Annotated in this window: 17 protein-coding genes; 7 read left to right on the top strand and 10 right to left on the bottom strand. The window is 74.0% G+C overall.

Annotated features, from left to right (window positions below; translation table 11 throughout):
- Positions 1-35: 35 nt before the first annotated feature.
- The 6 genes from glfT1 to ACI79A_RS09920 form a co-directional block, all read right to left on the bottom strand.
- Positions 36-935: a galactofuranosyltransferase GlfT1 gene (gene glfT1, locus ACI79A_RS09945; protein WP_457082543.1), complete on the bottom strand. Its 900-nt coding sequence runs from the start codon at positions 933-935 to the stop codon at positions 36-38.
- Positions 932-1,693: a galactan export ABC transporter ATP-binding subunit Wzt/RfbE gene (wzt, locus tag ACI79A_RS09940; RefSeq protein WP_457082541.1), complete on the bottom strand. Its 762-nt coding sequence runs from the start codon at positions 1,691-1,693 to the stop codon at positions 932-934. The genes glfT1 and wzt overlap by 4 nt, the downstream gene beginning before the upstream one ends.
- A 2-nt stretch (positions 1,694-1,695) precedes the next feature.
- Positions 1,696-2,532, bottom strand: a complete 837-nt coding sequence (gene wzm, locus ACI79A_RS09935; RefSeq protein WP_457082539.1) for a galactan export ABC transporter permease subunit Wzm/RfbD — start codon at positions 2,530-2,532, stop codon at positions 1,696-1,698.
- Positions 2,533-2,618: 86 nt separating this feature from the next.
- A complete protein-coding gene (locus ACI79A_RS09930; RefSeq protein ID WP_457082537.1) occupies positions 2,619-5,060 on the bottom strand; it encodes a hypothetical protein in 2,442 nt (813 codons plus the stop codon).
- A gap of 53 nt (positions 5,061-5,113) precedes the next feature.
- Complete coding sequence (locus ACI79A_RS09925) at positions 5,114-5,383, bottom strand: hypothetical protein (protein WP_457082535.1); 270 nt, start codon at positions 5,381-5,383, stop codon at positions 5,114-5,116.
- 457 nt (positions 5,384-5,840) lie between these two features.
- A complete protein-coding gene (locus ACI79A_RS09920; RefSeq protein WP_457082533.1) occupies positions 5,841-8,627 on the bottom strand; it encodes an N-acetylmuramoyl-L-alanine amidase in 2,787 nt (928 codons plus the stop codon).
- A gap of 293 nt (positions 8,628-8,920) precedes the next feature.
- Here ACI79A_RS09920 and ACI79A_RS09915 point away from each other — a divergent pair, with 293 nt between their 5' ends.
- Positions 8,921-10,438: an LCP family protein gene (locus tag ACI79A_RS09915; RefSeq protein WP_457082531.1), complete on the top strand. Its 1,518-nt coding sequence runs from the start codon at positions 8,921-8,923 to the stop codon at positions 10,436-10,438.
- A 535-nt stretch (positions 10,439-10,973) separates the two neighbouring features.
- On the opposite strand, the gene ACI79A_RS09910 is transcribed toward ACI79A_RS09915, so the two are convergent.
- Together ACI79A_RS09910 and ACI79A_RS09905 are read right to left on the bottom strand one after the other, a co-directional pair.
- Positions 10,974-11,969, bottom strand: coding sequence for a decaprenyl-phosphate phosphoribosyltransferase (locus ACI79A_RS09910; RefSeq protein WP_457082529.1), 996 nt, complete (start codon positions 11,967-11,969; stop codon positions 10,974-10,976).
- On the bottom strand, positions 11,966-12,508 hold the full coding sequence (locus tag ACI79A_RS09905) for a phosphatase PAP2 family protein (protein WP_457082527.1): 543 nt from the start codon (positions 12,506-12,508) through the stop codon (positions 11,966-11,968). The genes ACI79A_RS09910 and ACI79A_RS09905 overlap by 4 nt, the downstream gene beginning before the upstream one ends.
- An 81-nt stretch (positions 12,509-12,589) precedes the next feature.
- On the opposite strand from ACI79A_RS09905, the gene ACI79A_RS09900 reads away from it, so the two are divergent.
- From ACI79A_RS09900 to ACI79A_RS09885, 4 genes are read left to right on the top strand one after another with little or no spacing between them, the layout of a single operon-like run.
- Complete coding sequence (locus ACI79A_RS09900) at positions 12,590-13,387, top strand: TIGR03089 family protein (protein ID WP_457082525.1); 798 nt, start codon at positions 12,590-12,592, stop codon at positions 13,385-13,387.
- 41 nt (positions 13,388-13,428) lie between these two features.
- Positions 13,429-14,226, top strand: a complete 798-nt coding sequence (locus ACI79A_RS09895) for a CoA transferase subunit A (protein WP_457082523.1) — start codon at positions 13,429-13,431, stop codon at positions 14,224-14,226.
- Positions 14,227-14,228: 2 nt separating this feature from the next.
- Positions 14,229-14,897: a CoA transferase subunit B gene (locus ACI79A_RS09890; protein WP_457082521.1), complete on the top strand. Its 669-nt coding sequence runs from the start codon at positions 14,229-14,231 to the stop codon at positions 14,895-14,897.
- A complete protein-coding gene (locus tag ACI79A_RS09885) occupies positions 14,894-15,715 on the top strand; it encodes a DUF1028 domain-containing protein (RefSeq protein ID WP_457082519.1) in 822 nt (273 codons plus the stop codon). The genes ACI79A_RS09890 and ACI79A_RS09885 overlap by 4 nt, the downstream gene beginning before the upstream one ends.
- Before the next feature lie 55 nt (positions 15,716-15,770).
- Here the strand turns inward: ACI79A_RS09885 and ACI79A_RS09880 are convergent, their stop codons facing one another.
- The gene (locus ACI79A_RS09880) at positions 15,771-18,926 is read right to left on the bottom strand and encodes an arabinosyltransferase domain-containing protein (protein WP_457082517.1); all 3,156 of its coding nucleotides are present in this window, start codon (positions 18,924-18,926) and stop codon (positions 15,771-15,773) included.
- 125 nt (positions 18,927-19,051) lie between these two features.
- Between ACI79A_RS09880 and ACI79A_RS09875 the strand changes: the two genes are divergently transcribed.
- Both ACI79A_RS09875 and ACI79A_RS09870 read left to right on the top strand, forming a co-directional pair.
- Complete coding sequence (locus ACI79A_RS09875) at positions 19,052-20,383, top strand: lipopolysaccharide biosynthesis protein (protein ID WP_457082515.1); 1,332 nt, start codon at positions 19,052-19,054, stop codon at positions 20,381-20,383.
- Complete coding sequence (locus ACI79A_RS09870) at positions 20,380-21,498, top strand: glycosyltransferase family 4 protein (RefSeq protein ID WP_457082513.1); 1,119 nt, start codon at positions 20,380-20,382, stop codon at positions 21,496-21,498. Before ACI79A_RS09875 ends, ACI79A_RS09870 begins: the two co-directional genes overlap by 4 nt.
- Before the next feature lie 25 nt (positions 21,499-21,523).
- On the opposite strand, the gene ACI79A_RS09865 is transcribed toward ACI79A_RS09870, so the two are convergent.
- On the bottom strand, positions 21,524-22,678 hold the full coding sequence (locus tag ACI79A_RS09865; protein ID WP_457082511.1) for an acyl-CoA dehydrogenase family protein: 1,155 nt from the start codon (positions 22,676-22,678) through the stop codon (positions 21,524-21,526).
- Between the last annotated feature and the right edge of the window lie 5 nt (positions 22,679-22,683).

Below are 22,683 nucleotides of genomic sequence, written 5' to 3'. Positions count from 1 at the left end.
GGGCCCCGCACCGGATCGGTGCGGGGCCCTTCGCGTCAGGTGCGGGTGAACCGCTCCTGCCGGCCGGCCCTGGTCAGCCGGCGCCACTCCCGCCAGGCCACGGGGTCGCGGCGGTGGACCAGGAAGAAGTAGGAGAACCGGACCCACTCCAGCGGGAGCAGCCAGCGCATGCCCGGCTGCGCCATCAGGTAGCCGCGGTTGCGGTAGGTGTAGTAGCGCTTGACCTCGTTGGCCGGGTACTGGGCCGACAGCCGCCCGCCCAGGATCGGCTCGAACTCCGAGGTGCCCTCCGGGTGCAGGTAGGCCGCGGCGGTGCAGGTCCCGAAGCGCAGCCCGGACCGCACCAGCCGGCGGTGCACCTCGGTCTCGTCCCCGCGGAAGAACAACCGGTAGTCGGGGACGCCCACCACGTCGAGCGCGTCGGCGCGGAACAGTGCCCCGTTGAAGAGGCTGGCGTACCCCGGCAGCACGTCCAGGCCGGCGAAGTCACTGCGCCGACGCCGCCAGCGCAGGCCCCGCCGCAGCGGGAACGCGAGCCGGTCGGGATCGGCCAGGTCGGTGACGAATGGGGAGACCTCGGCCAGGTCGTGCCGCTCGGCGCAGGCCAGCAGGGTCGCCAGCACCGTGTCGTCGGCGGGGCGTCCGTCGTCGTCGGCACACCAGACCCAGTCGGCACCGCGCGCGAGGGCGGCGAGCATGCCGAGTGCGAACCCACCGGCGCCGCCCAGGTTGCGCTGGCTGGGCAGGTAGGTGGCGTCCAGCCCGGAGGCGCGCACCACCGGCTCCGCCGACTGGTCGGGCCCGTTGTCCACGACCACCACGTGGTCGACCGGACGGGACTGCGCGGCGAGCGCGGCCAGGCTCTCGGCCAGCAGCTCGCGACGGTGCCGGGTGACGACGACGGCGACCACCCGGGCGCCCGGGCCGCCGGTCACGCGGCCTGGCCCTTGTACGCCCGGAGGACCTCCTCCAGGTCGCCCTGCTGCCTGATCCGGCCGTGCTCCATCCAGATGCCGGTGTCGCACAGCTCGCGCAGGAACTCGTCGGAGTGCGAGGCGAACACCAGCAGCCCCGACCGCTCGACCAGCTCACCGAGGCGCTGCTTCGACTTCTCCAGAAAGGCGGCGTCGACCGCGCCGATGCCCTCGTCCAGCAGGAGGATCTCCGGGTCGATGCTGGTGACCACCCCGAGGGCCAGCCGCACCCGCATGCCCGTGGAGTAGGTGCGCAGCGGCATGCTCAGGAAGTCGCCCAGCTCGGTGAAGTCGGCGATGTCGTCGACCCGGGCCTCCATCTGCTTGCGCGTCATGCCCAGGAACAGCCCGCGGATCATGATGTTTTCGAAGCCGGAGATCTCCGGGTCCATCCCGACGCCGAGGTCGAACACCGGCGCGACGCGGCCCCGGATCGCCGCGCTCCCCCGGGTCGGCTCGTAGATGCCGGACAGCAGCCGCAGCAGCGTCGACTTGCCGGCGCCGTTGTGCCCGACCAGCCCGACCCGGGACCCGTGGTCCAGCTGCAGGGTGATGTCCCGGAGGGCCTCGATGATCGGCACCTTCGAGCTGCCGGCGATGTTGCCGCCGACCACGCCCATCACCGTCTTCTTCAGCGACCGCGACTTGGCGTCGAAGATCGGGAAGTCGACGCAGGCGTTCTCGGTGGTGATGCTGACCAGGTCGTTCTTCTCTGTCACGTTCACACCCAGTAGGAGACTCGTGCGCGGTAGCGGCGCAGGACGACCAGCGTCAGCGCCCAGCCCACCACCGTGATCGCCAGGACCACGAGCCAGTGCCGCAGCTCCTGGTCCTGGCCCAGCATGGGGCGGCGGAGGATCTCGACGAAGTGCAGGAACGGGTTGAGCTCGGCGAGCCTGGCCCGCTCCGCGATCGTCGGGTTGGGGCTGTTGAGGAAGTCCTGGTAGATCCAGACGATCGGGGTCATGAAGAAGGCGAGCTGCACGATCGACTGGGTGATCGGCGTCAGGTCCCGGAAGCGGGTGGTCACGATGCCGAACAGCAGCGCCACCCACACCCCGTTGAGCACCAGCAGACCGAGCGCGACCAGCGCCGCCAGACCGGTCCAGTGCAGGTCCTGCGGGAACACGATGAGCATGACCGCGTAGACGACGAGGTTGTGCAGGAAGAACAGCAGCTGCCGCCAGACCAGGCGGTAGACGTGCACGCTCAGCGGCGCCGGCAGGTGGGTGATCAGGCCGACGTTGGAGGTGAAGACCTCGGCGCCCTCGATGATGCACCCGCTGATGAACCCCCAGATGATGAAGCCCACCAGGATGTTCGGCAGCTGCACCGCCAGGTCGTTGCCGAAGAGCCCGGCGTAGAGCAGCCCCAGCGCGATCGCGGTGACCGCCATGGTGATGGAGATCCAGATCGGGCCGAGCACCGAACGGCGGTACCGCTGCCGGATGTCCTGCCAGGCCAGGTGCCCCCACAGCTCCCGCTGCCGCCAACCCCCGGCCAGGTCGGCGAGGGCCGCCTTCCACGGGCTGCTGGTCGCGGGAGCTGCAGAGGTCATGCGGTAGACGCTACCCACGCCCTCCGGGCCGGTCGGGTCCGGACCCGACCGGCCCGTCGCGCCGCCCACGTCCACCGGGGAGCCGGTCATCGGGTGGTCACCGTGATCGCGCCGGTTGTGGTGTTGCAGGTGATGGAGCCGCGTTCGAAGTCGCTGCGCCGCCCACCGGGCACCGCGTACTCGTTGCTGGTGGGCAGCCCCAGCGCCGAGGCAGGCCCACCCAGCTGCAGGTACCGGGCCAGGATCGCCCCGTGCACCTCCCGGGCACCGGTCGCGCCCGAGGCATAGACGTTGCCCCCCTGGAAACGGCTGACCACCGCACCAGGAACCCCGGCAGGACCCTCATCAGCGATCGGGTACCCCAAGAACCCCCGCTCGGCGTTCAACGCCGAGTACGCCGACCGGACCCAGCCCCGCACCTCCCACGCCCCGCTGGCCGGGGAGTAGTAGATGGACCCATCACCGGAGAAATGACTCACCCGCCCCTTGCCATCGGGCAGCGTCAGCTCATCGGTCACCGGCGGCCCCAGCCGACCGGTCAACCCCCCCAGCGCCGTCCACTTGTCCTCGATCAGCCCGTGCACCTCCCGGGCACCACCGGACGGCGAGGAGTACACCAACCCGTTGGCGAAGGTCTGGAACACCCCCACCCGGTCCGGCGCCGACTGCTCATCCGAGGTCGGCCACCCCAACGTCGCCCCCGTCGCCCCACCCTTGGCCTGCCACAACCGCCCGATCCACCCGTGCACCTCGTAGGCCACACCCGCACCCGGCGCCCGGTACACCGACCCACCCTGGAACGTCGCCACCTGGCCACCACCCAGCGCCCGGGTGTCCGCAGTCGGATAACCCAGGAACGAGGACACACCCCCCAACCGCGACCACGCCGTCGCCAACGGACCGGTCACGTCGTGCGCCCCCGTGGCCGCACTGGAGTAGATGACCCCGTTGGAGAACTCGCTGTAGGCACCCACCCCGTCAGCAGCCCGCTGCTCATCCGACAACGGATGACCCACCGCCGCCGCACCAGCACCCAACGCCAACCACCGCGCACCGATCCACCCCCGCACCGCACGCGGCCCCCCCGCCGGCGTGGAGTAGATCGCCCCACCGGTGAAGGTGTTGTACGCACCCACCGACGTCGCGATCTCATCCGAGGTCGGATACCCCAGCACACCCCGCTCCCGGCCCAGCGCCGTCCACTTGTCCAACACCCACCCGTGCACCTCGTGCGCACCGGTCGACGCCGACGAGTACACGACCCCCCGCTGGAACTCCTGGAACACCCCACCGACCGCCGGCTTCTCCTCCGACGTCGGAAAACCCAACACCCCAGCCTCACGACCCAACGCAGCCCACCGATCCCCCACCCAGCCCCTGACCGGGTAGGCCCCGGCCGCGGAGGAGTAGATGGCCCCGCGCTGGAAGGTCTGGTAGGCGCCGCCGGCCACGGCGACCTCGTCACCCGTCGGGTACCCCAGCGTGCCGCGCTCGCGGCCGCCGGCGGCCCAGGAGTCGGCGATCCAGCCCCGCGTCATGAAAGCACCGGTCGCCGGCGACCAGTGGATCGCCCCCCGGGCGTAGTACTGGTAGCAGCCGCCACCGGCCAGGCCGCAGCCGATCGCGGAGGTGGCCGCCCCGAGCACGCCGGCGGAGCCACCCAGCTGGGCGTACCGGGTCGCGATCTCCCCGGCCCCGCCCGACTGGGTGGAGCCGAACCAGTCGGTGAAGTAGATCCAGAAGTTCCGGTTGCCGTAGGCCGAGCAGGTGTCCCCGACGCCGCTCCCGGCCCGCAGCGCCGCGGCGTTCGGCACGTAGGGGGTGTAGTTGTACAGCCCGGCGGTCGCCTGGTTCTGGAAGTACACCGACTGGGTGCCGCACCGGACGTTGTTCCGGTTGTCGCCGTACTTGTCCGAGATCGCGGGGTAGTAGCTCACGTCCCGGGTGATGCCGGCCCGGAAGTTGAAGGACGTCGGCCTGGCCCGGTACACCTGGAACCGGCTGGCGGCGTTGTAGACCTGGTTGAAGAAGCCGTAGTACTGGGTGTCGCAGGCGGCGGTGTCCGGGCAGCCGTAGCCCATCGCCTTCTGGTACCGGCTGGCGTAAAGAGTCCCCTTGCTGGCGCTAGCGGTGACCAGCGACTGCTCCTTCTGCATCAGCACCAGCAGCACCCGCTGGCTGATCCCGCAGGCGGCGCCGACCTTGGCCACGATGTCGGCAGCGCTCTCCTGCCGCCGCCCGGGGTAGGCCTGGCAGTACGCGTCCGCCGGCTTGCTCGGGGTGTCCTGCCGGTACCTGCGCAGGCACACCGCGTCCGCGGCGTCGACGCACGAGGGGTTCTTGACGTCGAGGAACGCCTGCACCTCGGGGGCGGTCATCGCCTGCCCGTCGAAGAAGACCGGGTCGGCGATGATGTTGCCCGGCACGAATCGGGACGTGTCGGCGGCCGGCACCACCTCGACCGTCGGCACGGCAGGTCCGCCACCGGGCAGGACGGCAGCGAGGACCGCCACCACCGCGAGGAGCACCGCCGGAGCTCCCCGTCGGCGCGTGCGCGTTCCGGCACACCGGGCCACCCCGGTCACTGGACCACCACCGCGATCGCGGCCGCCGCGCCGCGGGAGGTGGGCGACGAGTAGTCGAGCACCGCCTCCCACTCCCCCGGCGCCAGCTCCGACCGGGGCACCTCGAGCCCGCCGCAGACCGTCGTGCTGGCGTCGGCCAGGCCCGGCGCGGTCGCGGTCCGGGACACCGCTCCCCTGGTCAGGGTGAGCGTGCAGGTCCCGTCGACCTCGACGACGCCGACGACATAGCCGTTCGCCTGGACCCCCGCGGTCCCCTCCTGGCCCACGTACGTGGTGGTGACCGCAACCTGTGCGCGCCCCTCGCCGGGACCCGCTGCGGGCGCCGCGGACCCGGTGGGCGGCGCCGCGTCGGTCGCCACCTCCCCCAGGGACGTCGGGGCCGGCGACCCGGACGGGGCCGACGCGGACTGGGCCGGGGACGAGGACTGGGCCGACGACGCCGTGGGCGCCACCCCGCTGCCGCTCGCCTCCGGACCGCCATCGCCAACCTCACCGGCCGCCCCCGACGAGCACGCGGCGAGGACGACCAGTCCGAGCAGGCTGCCTGCCGCCGCCCGAGGGCGGGACAGGCCGGGACGACGGACCACAGGGACCTCCACGAGCGGATGTGCGACACCGGGCCACCGCGACGCCGGCACACCGGCGAACGGCCACGGCTGGGCAGTGCGGCGCCGGTCGATCAGCGCCGCACCCGAGTGTGCCTCGGCCAGCCGTGACCATCGGTCACCTCATGGTGACGGTGATGCTCCCGGTCGTGGTGTTGCAGGTGATGGAGCCGCGTTCGAAGTCGCTGCGCCGCCCACCGGGCACCGCGTACTCGTTGCTGGTGGGCAGCCCCAGCGCCGAGGCAGGCCCACCCAGCTGCAGGTACCGGGCCAGGATCGCCCCGTGCACCTCCCGGGCACCGGTCGCGCCCGAGGCATAGACGTTGCCCCCCTGGAAACGGCTGACCACCGCACCAGGAACCCCGGCAGGACCCTCATCAGCGATCGGGTACCCCAAGAACCCCCGCTCGGCGTTCAACGCCGAGTACGCCGACCGGACCCAGCCCCGCACCTCCCACGCCCCGCTGGCCGGGGAGTAGTAGATGGACCCATCACCGGAGAAATGACTCACCCGCCCCTTGCCATCGGGCAGCGTCAGCTCATCGGTCACCGGCGGCCCCAGCCGACCGGTCAACCCCCCCAGCGCCGTCCACTTGTCCTCGATCAGCCCGTGCACCTCCCGGGCACCACCGGACGGCGAGGAGTACACCAACCCGTTGGCGAAGGTCTGGAACACCCCCACCCGGTCCGGCGCCGACTGCTCATCCGAGGTCGGCCACCCCAACGTCGCCCCCGTCGCCCCACCCTTGGCCTGCCACAACCGCCCGATCCACCCGTGCACCTCGTAGGCCACACCCGCACCCGGCGCCCGGTACACCGACCCACCCTGGAACGTCGCCACCTGGCCACCACCCAGCGCCCGGGTGTCCGCAGTCGGATAACCCAGGAACGAGGACACACCCCCCAACCGCGACCACGCCGTCGCCAACGGACCGGTCACGTCGTGCGCCCCCGTGGCCGCACTGGAGTAGATGACCCCGTTGGAGAACTCGCTGTAGGCACCCACCCCGTCAGCAGCCCGCTGCTCATCCGACAACGGATGACCCACCGCCGCCGCACCAGCACCCAACGCCAACCACCGCGCACCGATCCACCCCCGCACCGCACGCGGCCCCCCCGCCGGCGTGGAGTAGATCGCCCCACCGGTGAAGGTGTTGTACGCACCCACCGACGTCGCGATCTCATCCGAGGTCGGATACCCCAGCACACCCCGCTCCCGGCCCAGCGCCGTCCACTTGTCCAACACCCACCCGTGCACCTCGTGCGCACCGGTCGACGCCGACGAGTACACGACCCCCCGCTGGAACTCCTGGAACACCCCACCGACCGCCGGCTTCTCCTCCGACGTCGGAAAACCCAACACCCCAGCCTCACGACCCAACGCAGCCCACCGATCCCCCACCCAGCCCCTGACCCACTTCGACCCGGTGGATGGCGTCCAGTAGATGGCCCCGGACTGGAACCACGCGTAGTACCCGTCCCGTGCCGGGGTCGGCAGGTGGTCGGTGACCGGGGCGCCCAGCACCGCCGGGCCCCCCAGCGCGAGATACCGGTTGAGGATGTCGCCCCACAGCGCGCGCGCACCGGTGCGCGGGGACCAGTACACCCGGCCGTTCTGGTAGGCCTGCCAGGAGACCCCGGCGGTCGACTGCTCGACACCGACCGGGCTGCCGAGCACCGACCGCAGCGTGGCGTCCGAGGAGTACCGGACGGCGATCTCCGAGGTGGCCCCCATCCTCTGGGTGACCGACGCCCGGATCTCACCCAGCCGCGCGTAGCCGTACCGCCCAGGGCACGCGGTGCTGCCCACATCGCGGTGGCCGAAGATCGTCGGCAGCGTCACCCGGGTGCCCGACGAGTAGCGCGACGTGCCACCACCGGAGGAGGTCAGCACCGTGGTGGCGTTCGGGTCGATGCGGTGGAGCCCGAACTTCCAGGCGATCACCGCCGCGACGGCGTCGACGGTGGCCTGCGGGACCGGGACGACGTCGTAGTTGCCGAGCATCGAGACACCCCAGGTCGAGGTGTTGAACCCGCCGGCGTGCGCGGCGACCACAGTGCTCGCCAGGCCGCCGTACCGGCCCTCCCACAGCCGGCCGAACTTGTCGACGATGACGTTGTAGCCGATGTCGCCCCAGCCGAGGCTCACCGTGTGGTAGCGGTAGATCGACCGCATGATCGCCGGGACGTCGGCCGCGGAGTAGCTGTTGGAGTCCGCCGTGTGGTGCAGCGTCGCCGCCTTGATCGTCGACGCGTACTGCGGGTTCCAGGTGCGGATCCGCTCGTCGGCGCCCCACTGCGCGCGCGAGTAGATCGCGGGCATGGTGGCGGCGGCGTGCGCGGTGTCGGTGATCTCCGGGTCGTCGAGCGCACCGTCCGCGGGGCTGCTCCCCGGGTCGATCAGGTCCAGCGCGACGTCGGTGGGCTGCGCACCGGAGCGGGTGACGAGCTCGACCTGGACGCCGGTGCCGGGGCCGGTCCACAACGGGCTCGTGCCACCGCGCAGCCGTGCCCCGGTGTCCACCGCCTGCTGGTCGGCCGTCTCCGGGGTGACCTCGGTCCAGCTGCCCCAGACGCCCTCGGCGTCCCGCACGCGGACCTGCACCACGGTGTCGGCCACCTGCGGGTCGAACGCCCACGTGACGCCGACCAGCGAGAACGGCGCGGTGTCGGTGCGGGTGAGCGAGAGCGTCGGCGCGGCGGCCGGCACGCCCTCGACCGGGTCGGTGGTGCCCTCCTGGACCTCGACCTCCGGCGCCGGCTCCTCGACCGACCCCAACGGCACCTCGTCGCTGGAGGTGACCACCGGCTGTGCCTGCGGCCCCTCCTCGGCGTAGACCGGGAGCACCAGGAAGGTGCCGGTGAGGAGGAGGAAGGCGATGAGTCCGGTCAGGATGCGGCGCACGGGCGGGTCCTCCGGTGAACGGTTGCTCGGTCGGCCTGGTGCTGCCGACCGCTTGCTCCAGAGACCATCGGCCCCTGCGCCGGGGACTTGAGCCGGACACGCCCACGGCGGTGCCGGCACGGAGCCCGCTGGGACCGGTGGGGCGTCTGGGGTGGACACGTCGTGGGGTGCTCGTCCAGAGCGGCCGGCGCACCCAGCCGCGCGACGTACAGTCCGACGTGATCGCGCCGCTGGACGACTGGCCCCACCGGGGGCAGTGCGCCGACGTCGGCACCTCGACGTGAGGACACCGCATGAGCACAGACGACGAGCGCCGCCGGGCCACCGCGCCCCGCCCACTGCCGCCGCGCCTGGACCCCCGCGCGGGCCGGGCACCGGGCGGCAGCGCCACCGCCGGCGGTCCCGGTGACCGCCGGCTGGCCTGGACCGGCCGGGTCGTGGCACTGGTCGTCTCCGTCGTCGTGCTGGCCACCAGCGGGTGGGGCTGGTACCTCGGCCGGGTCGCCGACGCGACCGTGAACCGCACCGACGCCATCCCCAGCGACGGCAACGACGAGACGGTGCGCACCGGCGAGGCGATGAACCTGCTACTCGTCGGCAGCGACAGCCGGGCCAACCTCACCGAGCAGCAGATGGTCGAGCTGCAGGCCGGCGAGGACTCCGGCCTCAACACCGACACGATGATCCTGGTGCACGTCCCGGCCGACGGGTCGAAGGCGTCGTTCGTCTCCTTCCCCCGCGACTCGTACGTGCAGATCCCCGGGTACGGCAAGGAACGGCTCAACGCCGCCTACGCCTACGGCCGGCTGAACGCCCCGGACGGCGCCTCCGAGGAGGCCAAGAACGCCCAGGGCGCGCAGCTGCTGGTGCAGACCATCAGCGGGCTCACCGGGCTGCAGATCGACCACTACGCCGAGGTCGACCTGCTCGGCTTCTTCGAGCTGACCTCCGTGGTCGGCGGCGTCGAGGTGAACCTGTGCGAGCCGGTGGACGACTCACGGTGGTCCGGCGCGGTGTTCCCGGCGGGCGTGCAGACCATCAGCGGCGCCGATGCCCTCAAGTTCGTCCGGCAGCGGCACAACCTGCCGCGCGGCGACTTCGACCGGATCGTCCGCCAGCAGGTGTTCATCGGCGGGGTGCTGCGCAAGATGCTGTCCGAGGACGTCCTCCTCGACCTGGGCAAGCAGCGGGAACTGGTGCGGGCCGCCGCGGACTCGCTGACGGTCGACCAGAACCTGAACCTGCTGCAGCTGGCCCAGCAGATGCAATCGGTCACCGCCGGCGGCATCGAGTTCCAGACCGTGCCCAACGTCGGCACCGCCACCGAGGACGGGAAGTCGATCGTCCAGCTCGAGGACACCGACACCCTGCACGCCTTCTTCGCCGAGCTGAACGCCGAACCCGAGCCGCCTGCCGACGCCACCGCCGAGGCACCGGCCCCGGTCGCCCCGGCCCAGGTTCCCGTCGAGGTCTACAACGGCTCCGGCATCGGCGGTCTGGCCGCCAGCGCGGCCGCCGAGCTCGAGGGTGCCGGCTTCCCGGTGGCCGGGACCGCCAACGCCGACTCCTCCGACTACTCGGTGACCGAGATCCGGCACGCCGCCGGCGACGAGGCGCTCGCGGCCGCGCTGGCCGCCACCATCCCCGGTGCGGTCACCAAGCAGGTCGGCGACGCCACCAGCGGCACCGTGCAGTTGGTCCTCGGCTCGGACTTCAACGGGGTCGGCCAGCCGGTCACCGAGCAGCCGGCCGCCCCGAGCGCCACCGCCGAGGCACCGCGCACCGCCGCGGACACCTCCTGCATCAACTGATCCACCGCGGGCCCGGCCGGGGGAGGTCGCTCCCCCGGCCGCTGCCGTGCCCCGGTGCGCCCGGGCCCGGGCCGGGCACCCGTGCCCCCACCGGCGCCACGCCGTCGGGCACGGCCGTGTCACCGGCCATGCCACCTGCCATGCCACCTGCCGTGTCCGGGTCACCGCACCGCGGGGCACCGGCCACGCACCTGGTCGGCCGCACCCCGTGCCCCGCGAGCTCCCGGCCGCGGCCGGGTCGTCCGAGCCCCGTCTCGGAGGGGCTCCTCCACCACCGGCAGCACCCGGCTCGCCGCCCGGGGCGCGGCACGGCCCGCCGGGACGGGTGCGTGCCCCCTCGCCTCGGCCAGGTGGGGCGGGCGCAGTGGGGGCACCGGTGGACCGGGGGCGCAGCTCAGGACGCAGGACGCAGGACGCCGGACGCCGGGCGCCGGACGCCGGGCGCCGGACGCCGGACGCCGGACGCCGGGCGCCGGACGCCGGACGCCGGACGCCGGGACGACGTGGGTGGGACCGCAGCAACCCCAGGGGGGCGTCAGCGGGTGAGGACGCCCACGCCGACGAGCGCGGCCCACAGGACACCGAGCAGCAGCAGGACCCGGTCGCCCAGCACGATCTCCTCAGGGGCGCCCGCGGTCCCCTTGTCCACGTCCACCGCGTAGCGCAGCACGCCGAGGACGAACGGCGCGATCGAGATGGTCGCCCACGGCGGGCCGTCCTGGGCCTCGGCCATCTCGAAGGCCCAGAGGCTGTAGGCGGTGCAGGCGACGGCGGCGGACAGGCTCCACACGAAGCGCAGGTAGCTGGCCGAGTACTCGCGCAGGGTCTTGCGCGTGGCAGCGGCGTCGCCGACCACGACCAGCTCGGAGTACCGCTTGCCCGCCACCATGAACAGCGAGCCGAACGCCGCGACGAGCAGGAACCACTGGGACAGGGCCAACCCGGCGGCCAGGCCCCCGGCCATGCCGCGCAGCAGGAAGCCCGAGGCCACCACCGCGAGGTCGATCACCGGTTCGTTCTTGAGGAACGTGCAGTAGCCGAGCTGGATGACCAGGTAGCTGCCCAGCACCCAGGCGAGCGCCGGACGGGTGAGCAGGGCCGCGGCGACGAGCGTGCCCGAGGCGAGGACGACGGCCATCGAGACGGCCAGCGACCGCGGCACCAGGCCGGCCGCGATGGGCCGGAACCGCTTGCGCGGGTGCCGCCGGTCCTCCTCCACGTCGATGCTGTCGTTGACCAGGTAGACGGCGGACGACGCCAGGCAGAAGAGCACGAAGGCGACCGCCGTCGGGCGGAGCACGTCCGGGTCGAAGACCGCGCCGGCCGCGAGCGGCGCGGCCAGCACCAGCACGTTCTTGACCCACTGCCGGGGCCGCAGCGCGCGGACGACACCCCATCCCCGAGACCCCCGCCACCCCGGCGTCCGGGGCGGCGGGGGGACGCGCTCGGCCCGGTGCCCGCCGTCGACGGCGGTGGGCTGCGACCCGGCGGACGGGGAGCTCTCGCGGATCGGCTGGGGGTGCGCCGTCACGGCCGTGCCTCTCTGCTGGTGGAGCGGACCAGGCGGCGCCGGGCCACGGAGGCGACGCCGGCCCCCAGCACCGCTCCGGACACCACGTCGGTCGGGTAGTGGACGCCGAGCAGGACCCGGGAGACGAGCATGCCTCCGGTCACGGTCAGCATCACCGGACGGCCGACCATCGGCCCGAACCCCACCGCCGCGGCTGCGGTCGAGCAGCTGTGGGCGCTGGGGAAGGACAGCCGGCTCGGGGTCGCGACGAGCGCCGGGACGTCCTCCAGCGCGGGCCGCACCCGGCGGACGACGCGCTTCACGACCACCCCCGCCGCGTGGGCGGCGAGGACACCGACGGTCCCGGCGGCCCACTCGTCGCGACGGCGCCCGGAGAGCCACCCGGCCGCGCCGAGGGCGAGCCAGCCGAGTGCGTGCTCGCCGAAGTGCGACATGCCCCGGGCGACGCGGACCGCCGGGGTGTCGCCCAGGGCCCGCCTGGTGGCGCGGAGCAGCGAGTGGTCGAGCCGGGCGAGCGCGGCACCAGAGGTCACGGTCATCGGTGCCCGACTGTAGCCGCGCTGCGCCCGGTCGGCGGGCCGTCGGCCGGGCGCCGGCCACCCACCTGCCACTGTGGTCCCATGCCTCACACCGGACCGGTCACCCAGCTGCTCGACGCCCGCCTGCGCCGCGACCCCGCGGCGCCGCTGATCACCTGGTACGACGACGCCACCGGCGACCGGGTCGAGCTGTCGGCGACCACGCTGGCCAACTGGGTGGCGAAGACGGCGAACCTGCTGCAGGAGGAGTTCGACACCGGCCCGGGCAGCACCGTCGCGGTGGCGCTGCCGGTGCACTGGCAGACGGCCGCGGTCCTGCTGGGCGTCTGGAGCTGCGGTGCCGCGGTGCTCGACACCGCCGTCGAGGACGACGACCGGCTCGCCGCGGCCGACGTCGTGCTCGCCGCCCAGGACCGGCTGCCGCCGCTGGAGGAGCAGTACCTGCCCGAGCTGCTGGGCCTGTCGCTGCACCCGCTGGGCCTGGGGATGACCGGGTACGCCGGACCGGCCCGCGACTTCGCGCTGGAGGTCCGGGGCCAGGGCGACGTCTTCACCCCCTGGCAGCCGGTGGACGCGGCGCGCCCGGGCCTGATCGCCGGCGGGGTGCAGCTCAGCCTCGAGCAGCTCGCCAGAACCGCCGAGGAGCTGGCCGCGCGGCTGGGCATGGCCGAGGGCGACCGGGTCCTGGTCGACGAGCGGACGGCGACCGAGGCCGGCCCGGTGGCCTGGCTGCTGGCGCCGCTGGCCGCGGGCGCCTCCCTGGTGCTGGTCCGCGAGGCGGCTTCCGCCCAGTTGCAGCACCGGGCCGAGACCGAGCGGGTCACCGCTACGCTCGGCACGAAGCTCGACGGGATCCGCGAGCTGGGCCACCCCGTCTGACACCTCACCGGCCCAGCCGACGAGAGACGGTGGTCAGCCGCATGGACAAGGTCGTCCCCAGCGCACGTGAGGCCGTTGCCGACATCCCCTCCGGCGCCACCCTGGCGGTGGGCGGGTTCGGCCTGTGCGGCGTGCCGATCGCGCTGATCGATGCCCTGCTGGAGCAGGGCGCGGACCGGCTGACCACGATCAGCAACAACTGTGGCGTCGACGACCAGGCGCTCGGCGTGCTGCTGTACGCCGGGCGGATCGCCAAGACGATCAGCTCCTTCGTCGGCGGCAACAAGGAACTGGCCCGGCTGTACCTGTCCGGGCAGCTGGAGGTCGAGCTGACCCCGCAGGGGTCGCTGGCCGAGCGGCTGCGCGCCGGGGGCACCGGCATCCCGGCCTTCTACACCCCCACCGGGGTGGGCACGCTGGTCGCCGACGGCGGCATCCCGGTGCGCTACGACGCCGACGGGAACGTCGTCGAGACCAGCCCCCCGAAGGAGACCCGCCGGTTCGGCGACACCGACTACGTGCTCGAGACCGCGCTGACCGCCGACTTCGCCCTGGTCCGCGCCGCGGTGGGTGACCGGCACGGCAACCTGGTGTTCCGGGAGTCTGCGCGCAACTTCAACCCGCTGGCCGCGATGGCCGGCGAGGTCACCGTCGCCGAGGTCGAGCGGCTGGTCGAGCCGGGGCAGATCCCACCCGAGGCGGTGCACCTGCCCGGGGTGTTCGTGCAGCGCGTCGTGGCCGTCGGCGCGGCCGGCAAGAAGATCGAGAAGCGCACCACCCGCCCCCGCCCGAGCGCGGCCACCCCCGCGGCCGCCGGCACCGAGACGACGGAGGCCTGACCATGGCGCTCTCCCGTGACCAGCTGGCCGCCCGCGTCGCCGCCGACCTGCGCGACGGGCAGTACGTCAACCTCGGCATCGGCATGCCCACCCTGGTGCCCAACCACGTCCCCGCCGGCGTGCACGTCGTGCTGCAGAGCGAGAACGGCATCCTCGGCGTCGGCCCCTACCCCTTCGAGGGCGAGGAGGACGCCGACCTGATCAACGCCGGCAAGGAGACGGTCACCGTGCTGCCCGGCGCCAGCTACTTCGACTCCGCGCTGTCCTTCGGCATGATCCGCGGCCACCACATCGACCTCGCCGTCCTGGGCGCGATGCAGGTCAGCGCCGCCGGTGACCTGGCCAACTGGCTCATCCCCGGGAGGATGGTCAACGGCATGGGCGGCGCGATGGACCTGGTCCACGGCGCCCGCGAGGTCATCGTGATGATGGAGCACACCGCTCGCGACGGGTCGGCCAAGATCGTCGCGGAGTGCTCGCTGCCGCTCACCGGCAAGGCGTGCGTCGACCGGATCGTCACCGACCTCGCCGTCATCGACGTCACCCCCACCGGGCTGGTGCTGCGCGAGACCGCCCCGGGGGTCACCGCCGCCGAGGTCGTCGCCGCTACCGGCGCGCCGCTGGAGGTCCCCGCCGACGTGCGCACCATGGCGTTGCCGGCGGGCGTGTGACCTTCTCCGTCATCGCCCGGGACCCGGACACCGGGGACCTGGGCATCGCGGTCTCCTCCTGCATCCTCGCCGTCGGCCGCGCCGTCCCGACCGTGCGGCCCGGGGTCGGCGTGGTGGCGGTCCAGGCCCGCAGCCGGCGCGGGCTGGGCACCTCCCTGATGGCTGGCCTGGCGGCGGGCACTTCGCCGCAGGACCTGGTGCGGCGCGCCTCGCACGCGGCGGAGGACGTCGACCGGCAGATCGCGGTACTCGACGCCACCGGTCAGGTCGCCGCCGACACCGGGCGCGGATCGCTGCCGGCCAGCGGGCACCTGCTCGGGGACGGCGTCAGCGTGCAGGGCAACATGCTCACCTCCCCCGACGTGCTGCCGGCGATGTCGGCCGCCTTCGCCTCCGCCGGCGGCCCGCTGGCCGACCGGCTGCTGGCCGCGCTGACCGCCGGTCAGGACGCCGGGGGCGACCTGCGCGGCCGGCAGTCCGCCGCCCTGCTGGTGGTCGGCGGCGAACCGGCCACCGAGGACGACGACGGGGCCCGGATCGACCTGCGGGTGGACGACTCCGGCGACCCGGTGGCCCAGCTGCGGATGCTGCGCAACCTCCAGCGGGCCTACGACGAGCGGGACTACGAGACCCTCGCCGTCTTCGCGCCGGAGGGGGCGCGTGACCTGTACGCGGCGCTGGCCGCCTCCCGCCGGGGCGACCGGGCCGCCGCACGCAGCGCCCTGGAGGCGGTGCGCACCCGCCCCGGCTGGGCGACCTGGCTGGCGTCCATGGCCGGCGACGCCCGGCTGTCGGCGGTCTCCCGGCTGCTGGACTGAGCACGGCAGCCGGGGAGGCGCCGCACCCTGGCGGGAGCGGCGCCTCCCCGGTCGGTCAGGGCGCCGCGTACCGCCAGCGCGCCTCCTCCGGCCCCTCCCAGCCCCAGCGGTCGACCGTGGTCTCCCGCACGTCGTAGGCGTCCTCCGGGTACGGCGCGACGACCCGGAACACCTGCACGTCGGTGATCCCCGGCCAGTCGCGGAAGGTGCCGCCGACCATGGTCAGCGACGAGTGGCGGGGCGTCGGGGCGAAGAGCCCACCGCGGTCCAGCCGCCAGGTGTTGTCCCACAGGCTGTTGACCCCACCGTCGCCCCACATCACCGCGTACTCCATCGGCTCGGTGATGCCGTTGCTGATGTCGAGCTGGCGCTGGCAGGGGAACAGGAAGGCGAACTGCCAGGCTGTGGCGACGGCGGCGTCCTCGGGCAGGTACTCGCTCAGCGAGACGACCGGCACCACCGACGGCCCGCTGAAGGCCAGCCAGCCCGAGGGCTCCGTGGTGCCGTCGACGGCGACCAGCCGGATCGCGTCCGCGCCGGCCGCACGAGCCGCCGGCACGTCGACCGCGTGCGTCCGCCAGACCGCGGCCTGGGCCCCGTCCCGGATCTCCGCCGAGCCCACGACGTCGACGCCCGCGCTCCCGGACCGCCCGTACTCGACGACCAGGCGGTTGCCCCCCTCGTCCAGCTTGCCGCTGACCAGCACGGCGACCTGCTCGTCGGCGGCCAGCTCCGCGGGCAGCTCGTACCAGGGCGAGGTGGCCTCGCCGACGTCGCCGCCGTCGGTCTCACCCTCCAGGCTGCCCCAGACGTCGGCGACCGGGCCGCTGCCCGGCTCGGCCGGCGGCGGGCTCGGCGGGTACCAGCCCGCACCGGCGTCGAACACCTCGGTGGCGGCGGTGCTGCCGGGCACGGCGGGCAGCGGGCGGGCCGCCTCCACGTCGAGGACGTCGATCGCCTGCGCCGGCCCGCACCGGGTCCCCAGCGGGTCGGCCACCGCGTCCGCCCACGGCGAGTAGCTGTCCATCGTGGTCGCGGCCGCGTAGGCGAACCCACCGAAGAGGTGGACGACCACCACGGCGAGGAAGGTCGAGGCGGCCACCGGGAGGGCGGCCAGCCAGGGCCGGCGCCTCGGCAGGCCCAGCCGCCGGCCGGCGAGCCGCACCAGCACCACGAGCGCGACGATCCCCGCCAGCCAGAGGACGAGGCTGTCGAGCCCGATCCCGGCTAGGTGCGGCGGGACGAACGGGTGCGGAACGCCCTGCAGCCAGGAGTACGCCCACTGGTTGGGGCCGTGGAGGGACAGCGCGAACACGACCGCGGCCGTCCCGATCGCGGCCGCCGGCACCAGCCAGCGTGAACGCAGGCCACCGGGGAGCGCGCGCACCAGGACCGGCAGCGAGGTCAGGAACAGGGCGAGGAACGCCGGGCCCAGGCCGTCGAGCGCACCGAAGTGGTGGGTCCACTTGCTCGGGGTGATCCACAGCAGCAGGAAGCCCAGCCCCAGGCTCTTCCCGGCCAGCAGCAGCTGCGGCGGGACCGCGCCGCGGCGCCGGGAGGCGACGGCCAGGACGGCGAACCACAGCAGCGACGCGACCGCCAGGAGCACCGCGGCCCGCTTGGCGTAGGAGCCCATCGCGATCGGGGAGAAGAGGAACTGCCAGCGCTGGTACTCGTCCAACCAGCTGTTCTGCGCCTGGATGGACAGGAAGATCTCCTGCCCGCGGCGGAAGTCGTTGTACGTGCCGTCGCCGAAGGCCGCGATCGCGGCCACCGCGCCGGGGGCGATGACCGCCAGCCCGCGCAGCCAGGCGCGGCCCCGCGACACGCCCTCGCCGACGAGCCTGCCCAGGGCCGGCAGGCCGGCCAGCAGGGGGGCGAGGGCGACGAAACCGGTGGGGTGGCTCACCACGCTCATCGCGGCGGCGACCACCGCGAGCGCCGCCAGCGGCAGGCTGCGGCGGCGCACCGCCGAGGAGACCGCCAGCAGCGTGGCCGCCGCGAGGAACCCGACGACCGCCTCGGGGCGCACCCCCATCCCGTAGGGCAGCCACCAGGCCAGCGTGGCCAACGCCAGCAGGACGTCCAGGGACAGGCGCCCGCGCCGGGAGCGCTGCAGCACGGCCGGCAGCGCCCCGGGCTGGGTGGTGAACCGGCGCAGCACCACCCAGGTGAGCAACCCGGTCACGAGGGCCGGGATGCGCAGCACGACGGGGCTGTCACCGACGTGCTGCCAGATCCCGAGGAACCGGTAGAACCAGGTGAACGGGGTGAAGTTCTGGTTGAGCAGCTGGTAGTAGTTGCCGACCGCGCCCTCGTCGGCCGCGTTGCGGGCCATCGCCGCGTAGTAGCCGTCGTCGTCGGACATGGGGGCCAGGAACACCCAGGCGACCATCACCAGCGGGACGACCACGTCGACCGGCCGGAAGCGGCGCGACCGGCGCGGGGCCGGGGTCACCGGCGGGGCACCGGCCCGGTCCGCCCGCCGCTCGGCGAGCAGGAACAGGGAGCAGACCACCGCGCCGAGCGCCACCAGGGCGATGAGCACCCACTTCAGCGGGCTGGGCGAGGTGGCGAACTGGTCGTCGACGGTCAGCTCGACCGCCAGCTGCTCGCCGTCGGCCGGCGACAGCGAGGTCACCGACGTGGCCAACACGTCGACGGCGGGCAGGCTGCCCGGCACGCCGCGACCGACGACCTCCCCGTCCCGGGTGACGGTGAGGCCCTGCGCCGCGTCGCCGGTGACGGCGATCTCGCAGTCGCCGGCCACCGGCAGGCCGGCGACCAGCGACTCCCCCCCGGCCCGCACGTCCAGGCCGCCGTCGGCGACGGTCATGAGCAGGCCCTCGCCACCGGTGCTCGGCTGCCCCGGCACGACTGTGGCGAACAGCACGCCGTCGTCCGTCCCACCCGCCACACGCGCCGCAGCGCAGCTGGTCCGGAGGTCGAGGGAGAGCGGGGTCTGCGCGGTCAGCTGCAGCATCGTGGAGGTCGGCGCCGCGGCCGCCTGCGGCCAGGAGACCACCGGCTGCGACATCGACACCGGGGCCAGCGGCAGCAGGACCGCGCTGACCACCGCCACCGCGCCCGCGACGAGGGCGATCGCGCCCGGCCACCGGCGACCCCGGCCCGCTGGACCGCTCCGGGTCGCCCCGCCGGGAGCGGCGCCCGCCCCGGGCGTCGAGCTCTCCGGCACAACGGCTCGCGACACGTCCACTCCTCGTTCCGACTGCAGTTCCGACGTAGGAGTCAACACCTGTTCCAGCGCACGCGTGGCCGGGTCCCCCACCCACGGGGCTGACGTGCTGGCTGTGACGAGCGGGTTACCGTCTCCGGGTGCACAAGGACGCGCCGGCCGCCGCGGTCCCGGCACCGGAGCCCGCGCCGCGCGTGCGCGGCCGCGCGCTGGGCTGGGTCGCGGTCTGCATCGTGGCCTCCGGGTTCCTCACCTACGGCTACCTCGCGCTGGTCGCCCGCGCGCTGCCGGTGGCCGACTACGGCTGGTTCGGCTCCTACTGGTCACTGGCCCTGGTCGTGGGGTTCGGGGCCTTCCTCCCGGTGGAGCTCGAGCTGGCGCGGCTGGTCCAGCAGCGTCCGCCGGGGGCCGCCCTCCCGCGCGGGACGGTGCCCACGCTGCTCGCGCTGACCGCGGCCACCGCCGTGGCGCTGCTGCTGGCCGGGCCCCGCCTGGCCGCGGCCCTCGGGGAGCGGACCGGCTTCCTGTTCGCCCTGCTGTGCATCTGCGGCATCTCCGTCGGCCAGTTCCTCCTGCGAGGGCTGCTGCTGGGCACCGGACGGCTGGGCCTGCACGGTGGCGTGCTGCTGGTCGACTCCGGACTGCGGGTCGCGCTGGCCGCGGCTCTGGCCTGGTCGGCGCCGGGCGCCCGCGGCGACGACTACGCCTGGACGCTGGTCGCGGCGATGGGCCTGGCCCACCTGCCGCTGCTCGCCTGGCTGCTGGTCCGCCGGGGTGGCCGCCGTCCCGCTCCTCCTGACGATCCGCCGGCGGGCGTCTTCGTGCGCGCCGTGGGTCACCTGCTCGTGGGCTCGCTGTGCGCCCAGGTCCTGCTCAACGCCGCGCCGGTGGTGATCACCGCCCTGGCCGGACCGGGCGAGGAGGTGCGCGCCGCGCAGTTCGTCGCCTCCTACACGCTGGTGCGCCTGCCGCTGTTCGTCGCCGTCCCGCTGCAGAGCGCCATGATCCCGCTGCTGGTCCAGCTGCGGGCGGACCCCGACGCCGGCCGGCTCGCGGGCCTGGTCCGCCGGGGGCTGGTCGCCATCGTGCTGCTCGGCGCCGCCGCCGCCGCGGTGGGCTGGTGGCTGGGCCCGGCGGTGGTCCGGCTGGTGTTCGGTGCGGCCTACGCCCTGCCCGGCGACGACATCGCCGTGCTCGCCGTCGGCAGCGTGCTCCACCTCGGTCTGCTGGTCGCGGGGCAGGCCCTGGTGGCCGCCGGCCGGCACCGGGCCGTCGCCGTCGTCTGGCTGACCGGCCTGGCAGCGGCCTGCATCTGCTTCGCCGTCGTGCCGGACCTGGTGCTCCGGTCGGCGCTGGCCTTCACGCTGGGCTCGGCGGTCGCCCTGACCGCCGCGGCCGTCGCCCTGCTGCGCGACCGCACGACCCCCGCCACCGGGGCGCCCGTCCCCGCACCGGAAGGACCCTCCGCATGAGCACCGACCACGACCTGCTGATAGCGCTGAACTACTACGCGCCCTACGTCAGCGGGCTGACCAACGTGGCCCGGGACGTCGCCGTCGGCCTGGCGGCACGCGGCCACCGGGTGAAGGTGGTGACGACCCGGCACGACCCGTCGCTACCGGAGTTCGAGACGGTCGACGGCGTCGAGGTGGAGCGGGCGCCGGTGGTCGCCCGGCTCGGCAAGGGCGTCATCGCCCCGACGCTGGTCACCCGTGCGATCCGGGCGAGCCGGCGGGCCCGCCTGACCAACCTGCACCTGCCCATGCTCGAGGCCGGCCCCATCGCCGCCCGCGCGGCCTCCCCAGTCGCGCTCACCTACCACTGCGACGTCAGCCTCCCGCCCGGGGCGGTCAACGCCGTCCAGCGGGCCGCGGTCGACGGCTCCAGCCGGCTGGCCATGCGGCACGCGCAGACCGTCGTCGTCACCACCGACGACTACGCCCGGCACAGCCGGCTGTGGCCGGCGATGGCCGGCCGGACGGTGGCGATCCCGCCGCCGTGCCACGAGCGCCCCGCCGGCACGCCGCGCTTCCGCGACGGCGCCGGCCTGCACGTCGGCTTCCTCGGCCGGATCGTGGAGGAGAAGGGGCTGCAGTACCTGGTGCGCGGCTTCCAGCAGATGGGGGACCCGGACGCCCGGCTGCTCATCGGCGGGGACTTCGCCCAGGTGGCCGGGGGGTCGGTGGTCGAGGAGATCCGCGGCCTGGTCGACGGGGACCCGCGGATCCGGCTGCTGGGCTTCCTGCCCGACGAGGCACTGGCCGACTTCTACGCCTCGCTCGACGTCTTCGCGCTGCCCTCGGTCAACGCCTTCGAGGCGTTCGGCATCGTGCAGGTGGAGGCGATGATGGCCGGGGTGCCGGCGCTGGCCAGCGACCTGCCGGGCGTCCGGACGCCGGTGCGGGACACCGGGTTCGGCCGGATCGTCACCCCGCGCGACGTGACCGGCATCGCCACCGGCCTCCAGGAGCTCGCCGCCGCGGACCTCGACCGCCGGGCAGGCGCCGACGAGGCGCGCCGGCGCTTCGCGGCCAGCACCGTGATCGACGCCTACGAGCAGCTCGTCCGGTCCGCGCCCGGCCGGTGACCGCACGGCCGCCGCCCGCGGCGCCCTACCGCAGCAGGCTGCGGGCGATCACCATCCGCTGTACCTGGTTGGTGCCCTCGTAGATCTGGGTGATCTTGGCGTCCCGCATCATCCGCTCGACCGGGAAGTCGGCGGTGTAGCCGGCGCCGCCGAACAGCTGGACGGCGTCGGTGGTCACCTGCATCGCGACGTCGGAGGCGAAGGCCTTGGCCGCGGCGGACACCCGCGTCACGTCGGGGCGGCCGGCGTCCCCGGCGGCCGCGGCGACGTACACCAGGTGCCGGGCGGCCTGCACCTTCATGTCCATGTCGGCGAGCATGAACTGCACGCCCTGGAAGTCCGCCACCGCCGACCCGAACTGGCGGCGCTCCTTGGTGTAGGCGACCGCGGCGTCCAGCGCCCCCTGCGCGACGCCGACGGCCTGGGCCCCGATGGTCGGCCGGGTGACGTCCAGCGTGCGCAGCGCGGTCTTGAAGCCGGTGCCGGGCTCACCGACGATCCGGTCGGCCGGGATGGTGCAGCCGGTGAAGTGCAGCTCGCAGGTGGGCGAGCCCTTGATGCCCATCTTCTTCTCCGGGCGCCCCACCTCGAACCCCGGGTCGTCGCGGTGCACGACGAAGGCGGAGATGCCGTGCGCGCCCTTGCCGGGGTCGGTCACGGCCATGACGGTGAACCACTCGGAGACGCTGGCGTTGGTGATCCACGCCTTGGTGCCGTCGAGCACCCAGGTGTCTCCCTCCCGCCGCGCCCGGGTGCGCATGGCGGCGGCGTCGGAGCCGGCCTCCCGCTCGGAGAGCCCGTAGCTGATCATCGCGTCGCCGGCGGCGATCGACGGGAGGACCCGCTGCTTGAGCTCCTCGGACGCGGACAGGATCACCGGCACCGAGCCCAGCTTGTTGACCGCGGGGATTAGCGAGGCGCTGACGTCGACCCGGGCCACCTCCTCGATGACGATGCAGGTGGCGACGGCGTCCGCGCCCTCGCCCCCGTAGGCCTCCGGCAGGTGCGTGGCGTGGAAGCCGGCCGCGGTCAGCGCCCGCTGCGCCTCGACCGGGAACCGCGAGTCGGCGTCCACCTCGGCGGCGAACGGTGCGATCTCCCGCTCCGCGATCTCCCGGACGGCTTCCCGGATGGCCTCGTGCTCGTCGGTGAGCGCGTACAGCCCGGCTTTGTCACCCACGGCTG

The sequence above is a fragment of the Modestobacter sp. SYSU DS0657 genome (assembly GCF_054050925.1).
The sequence above is the reverse complement of the archived record's forward strand: the minus strand, read 5'-3'. Positions and strand labels throughout refer to the sequence as shown.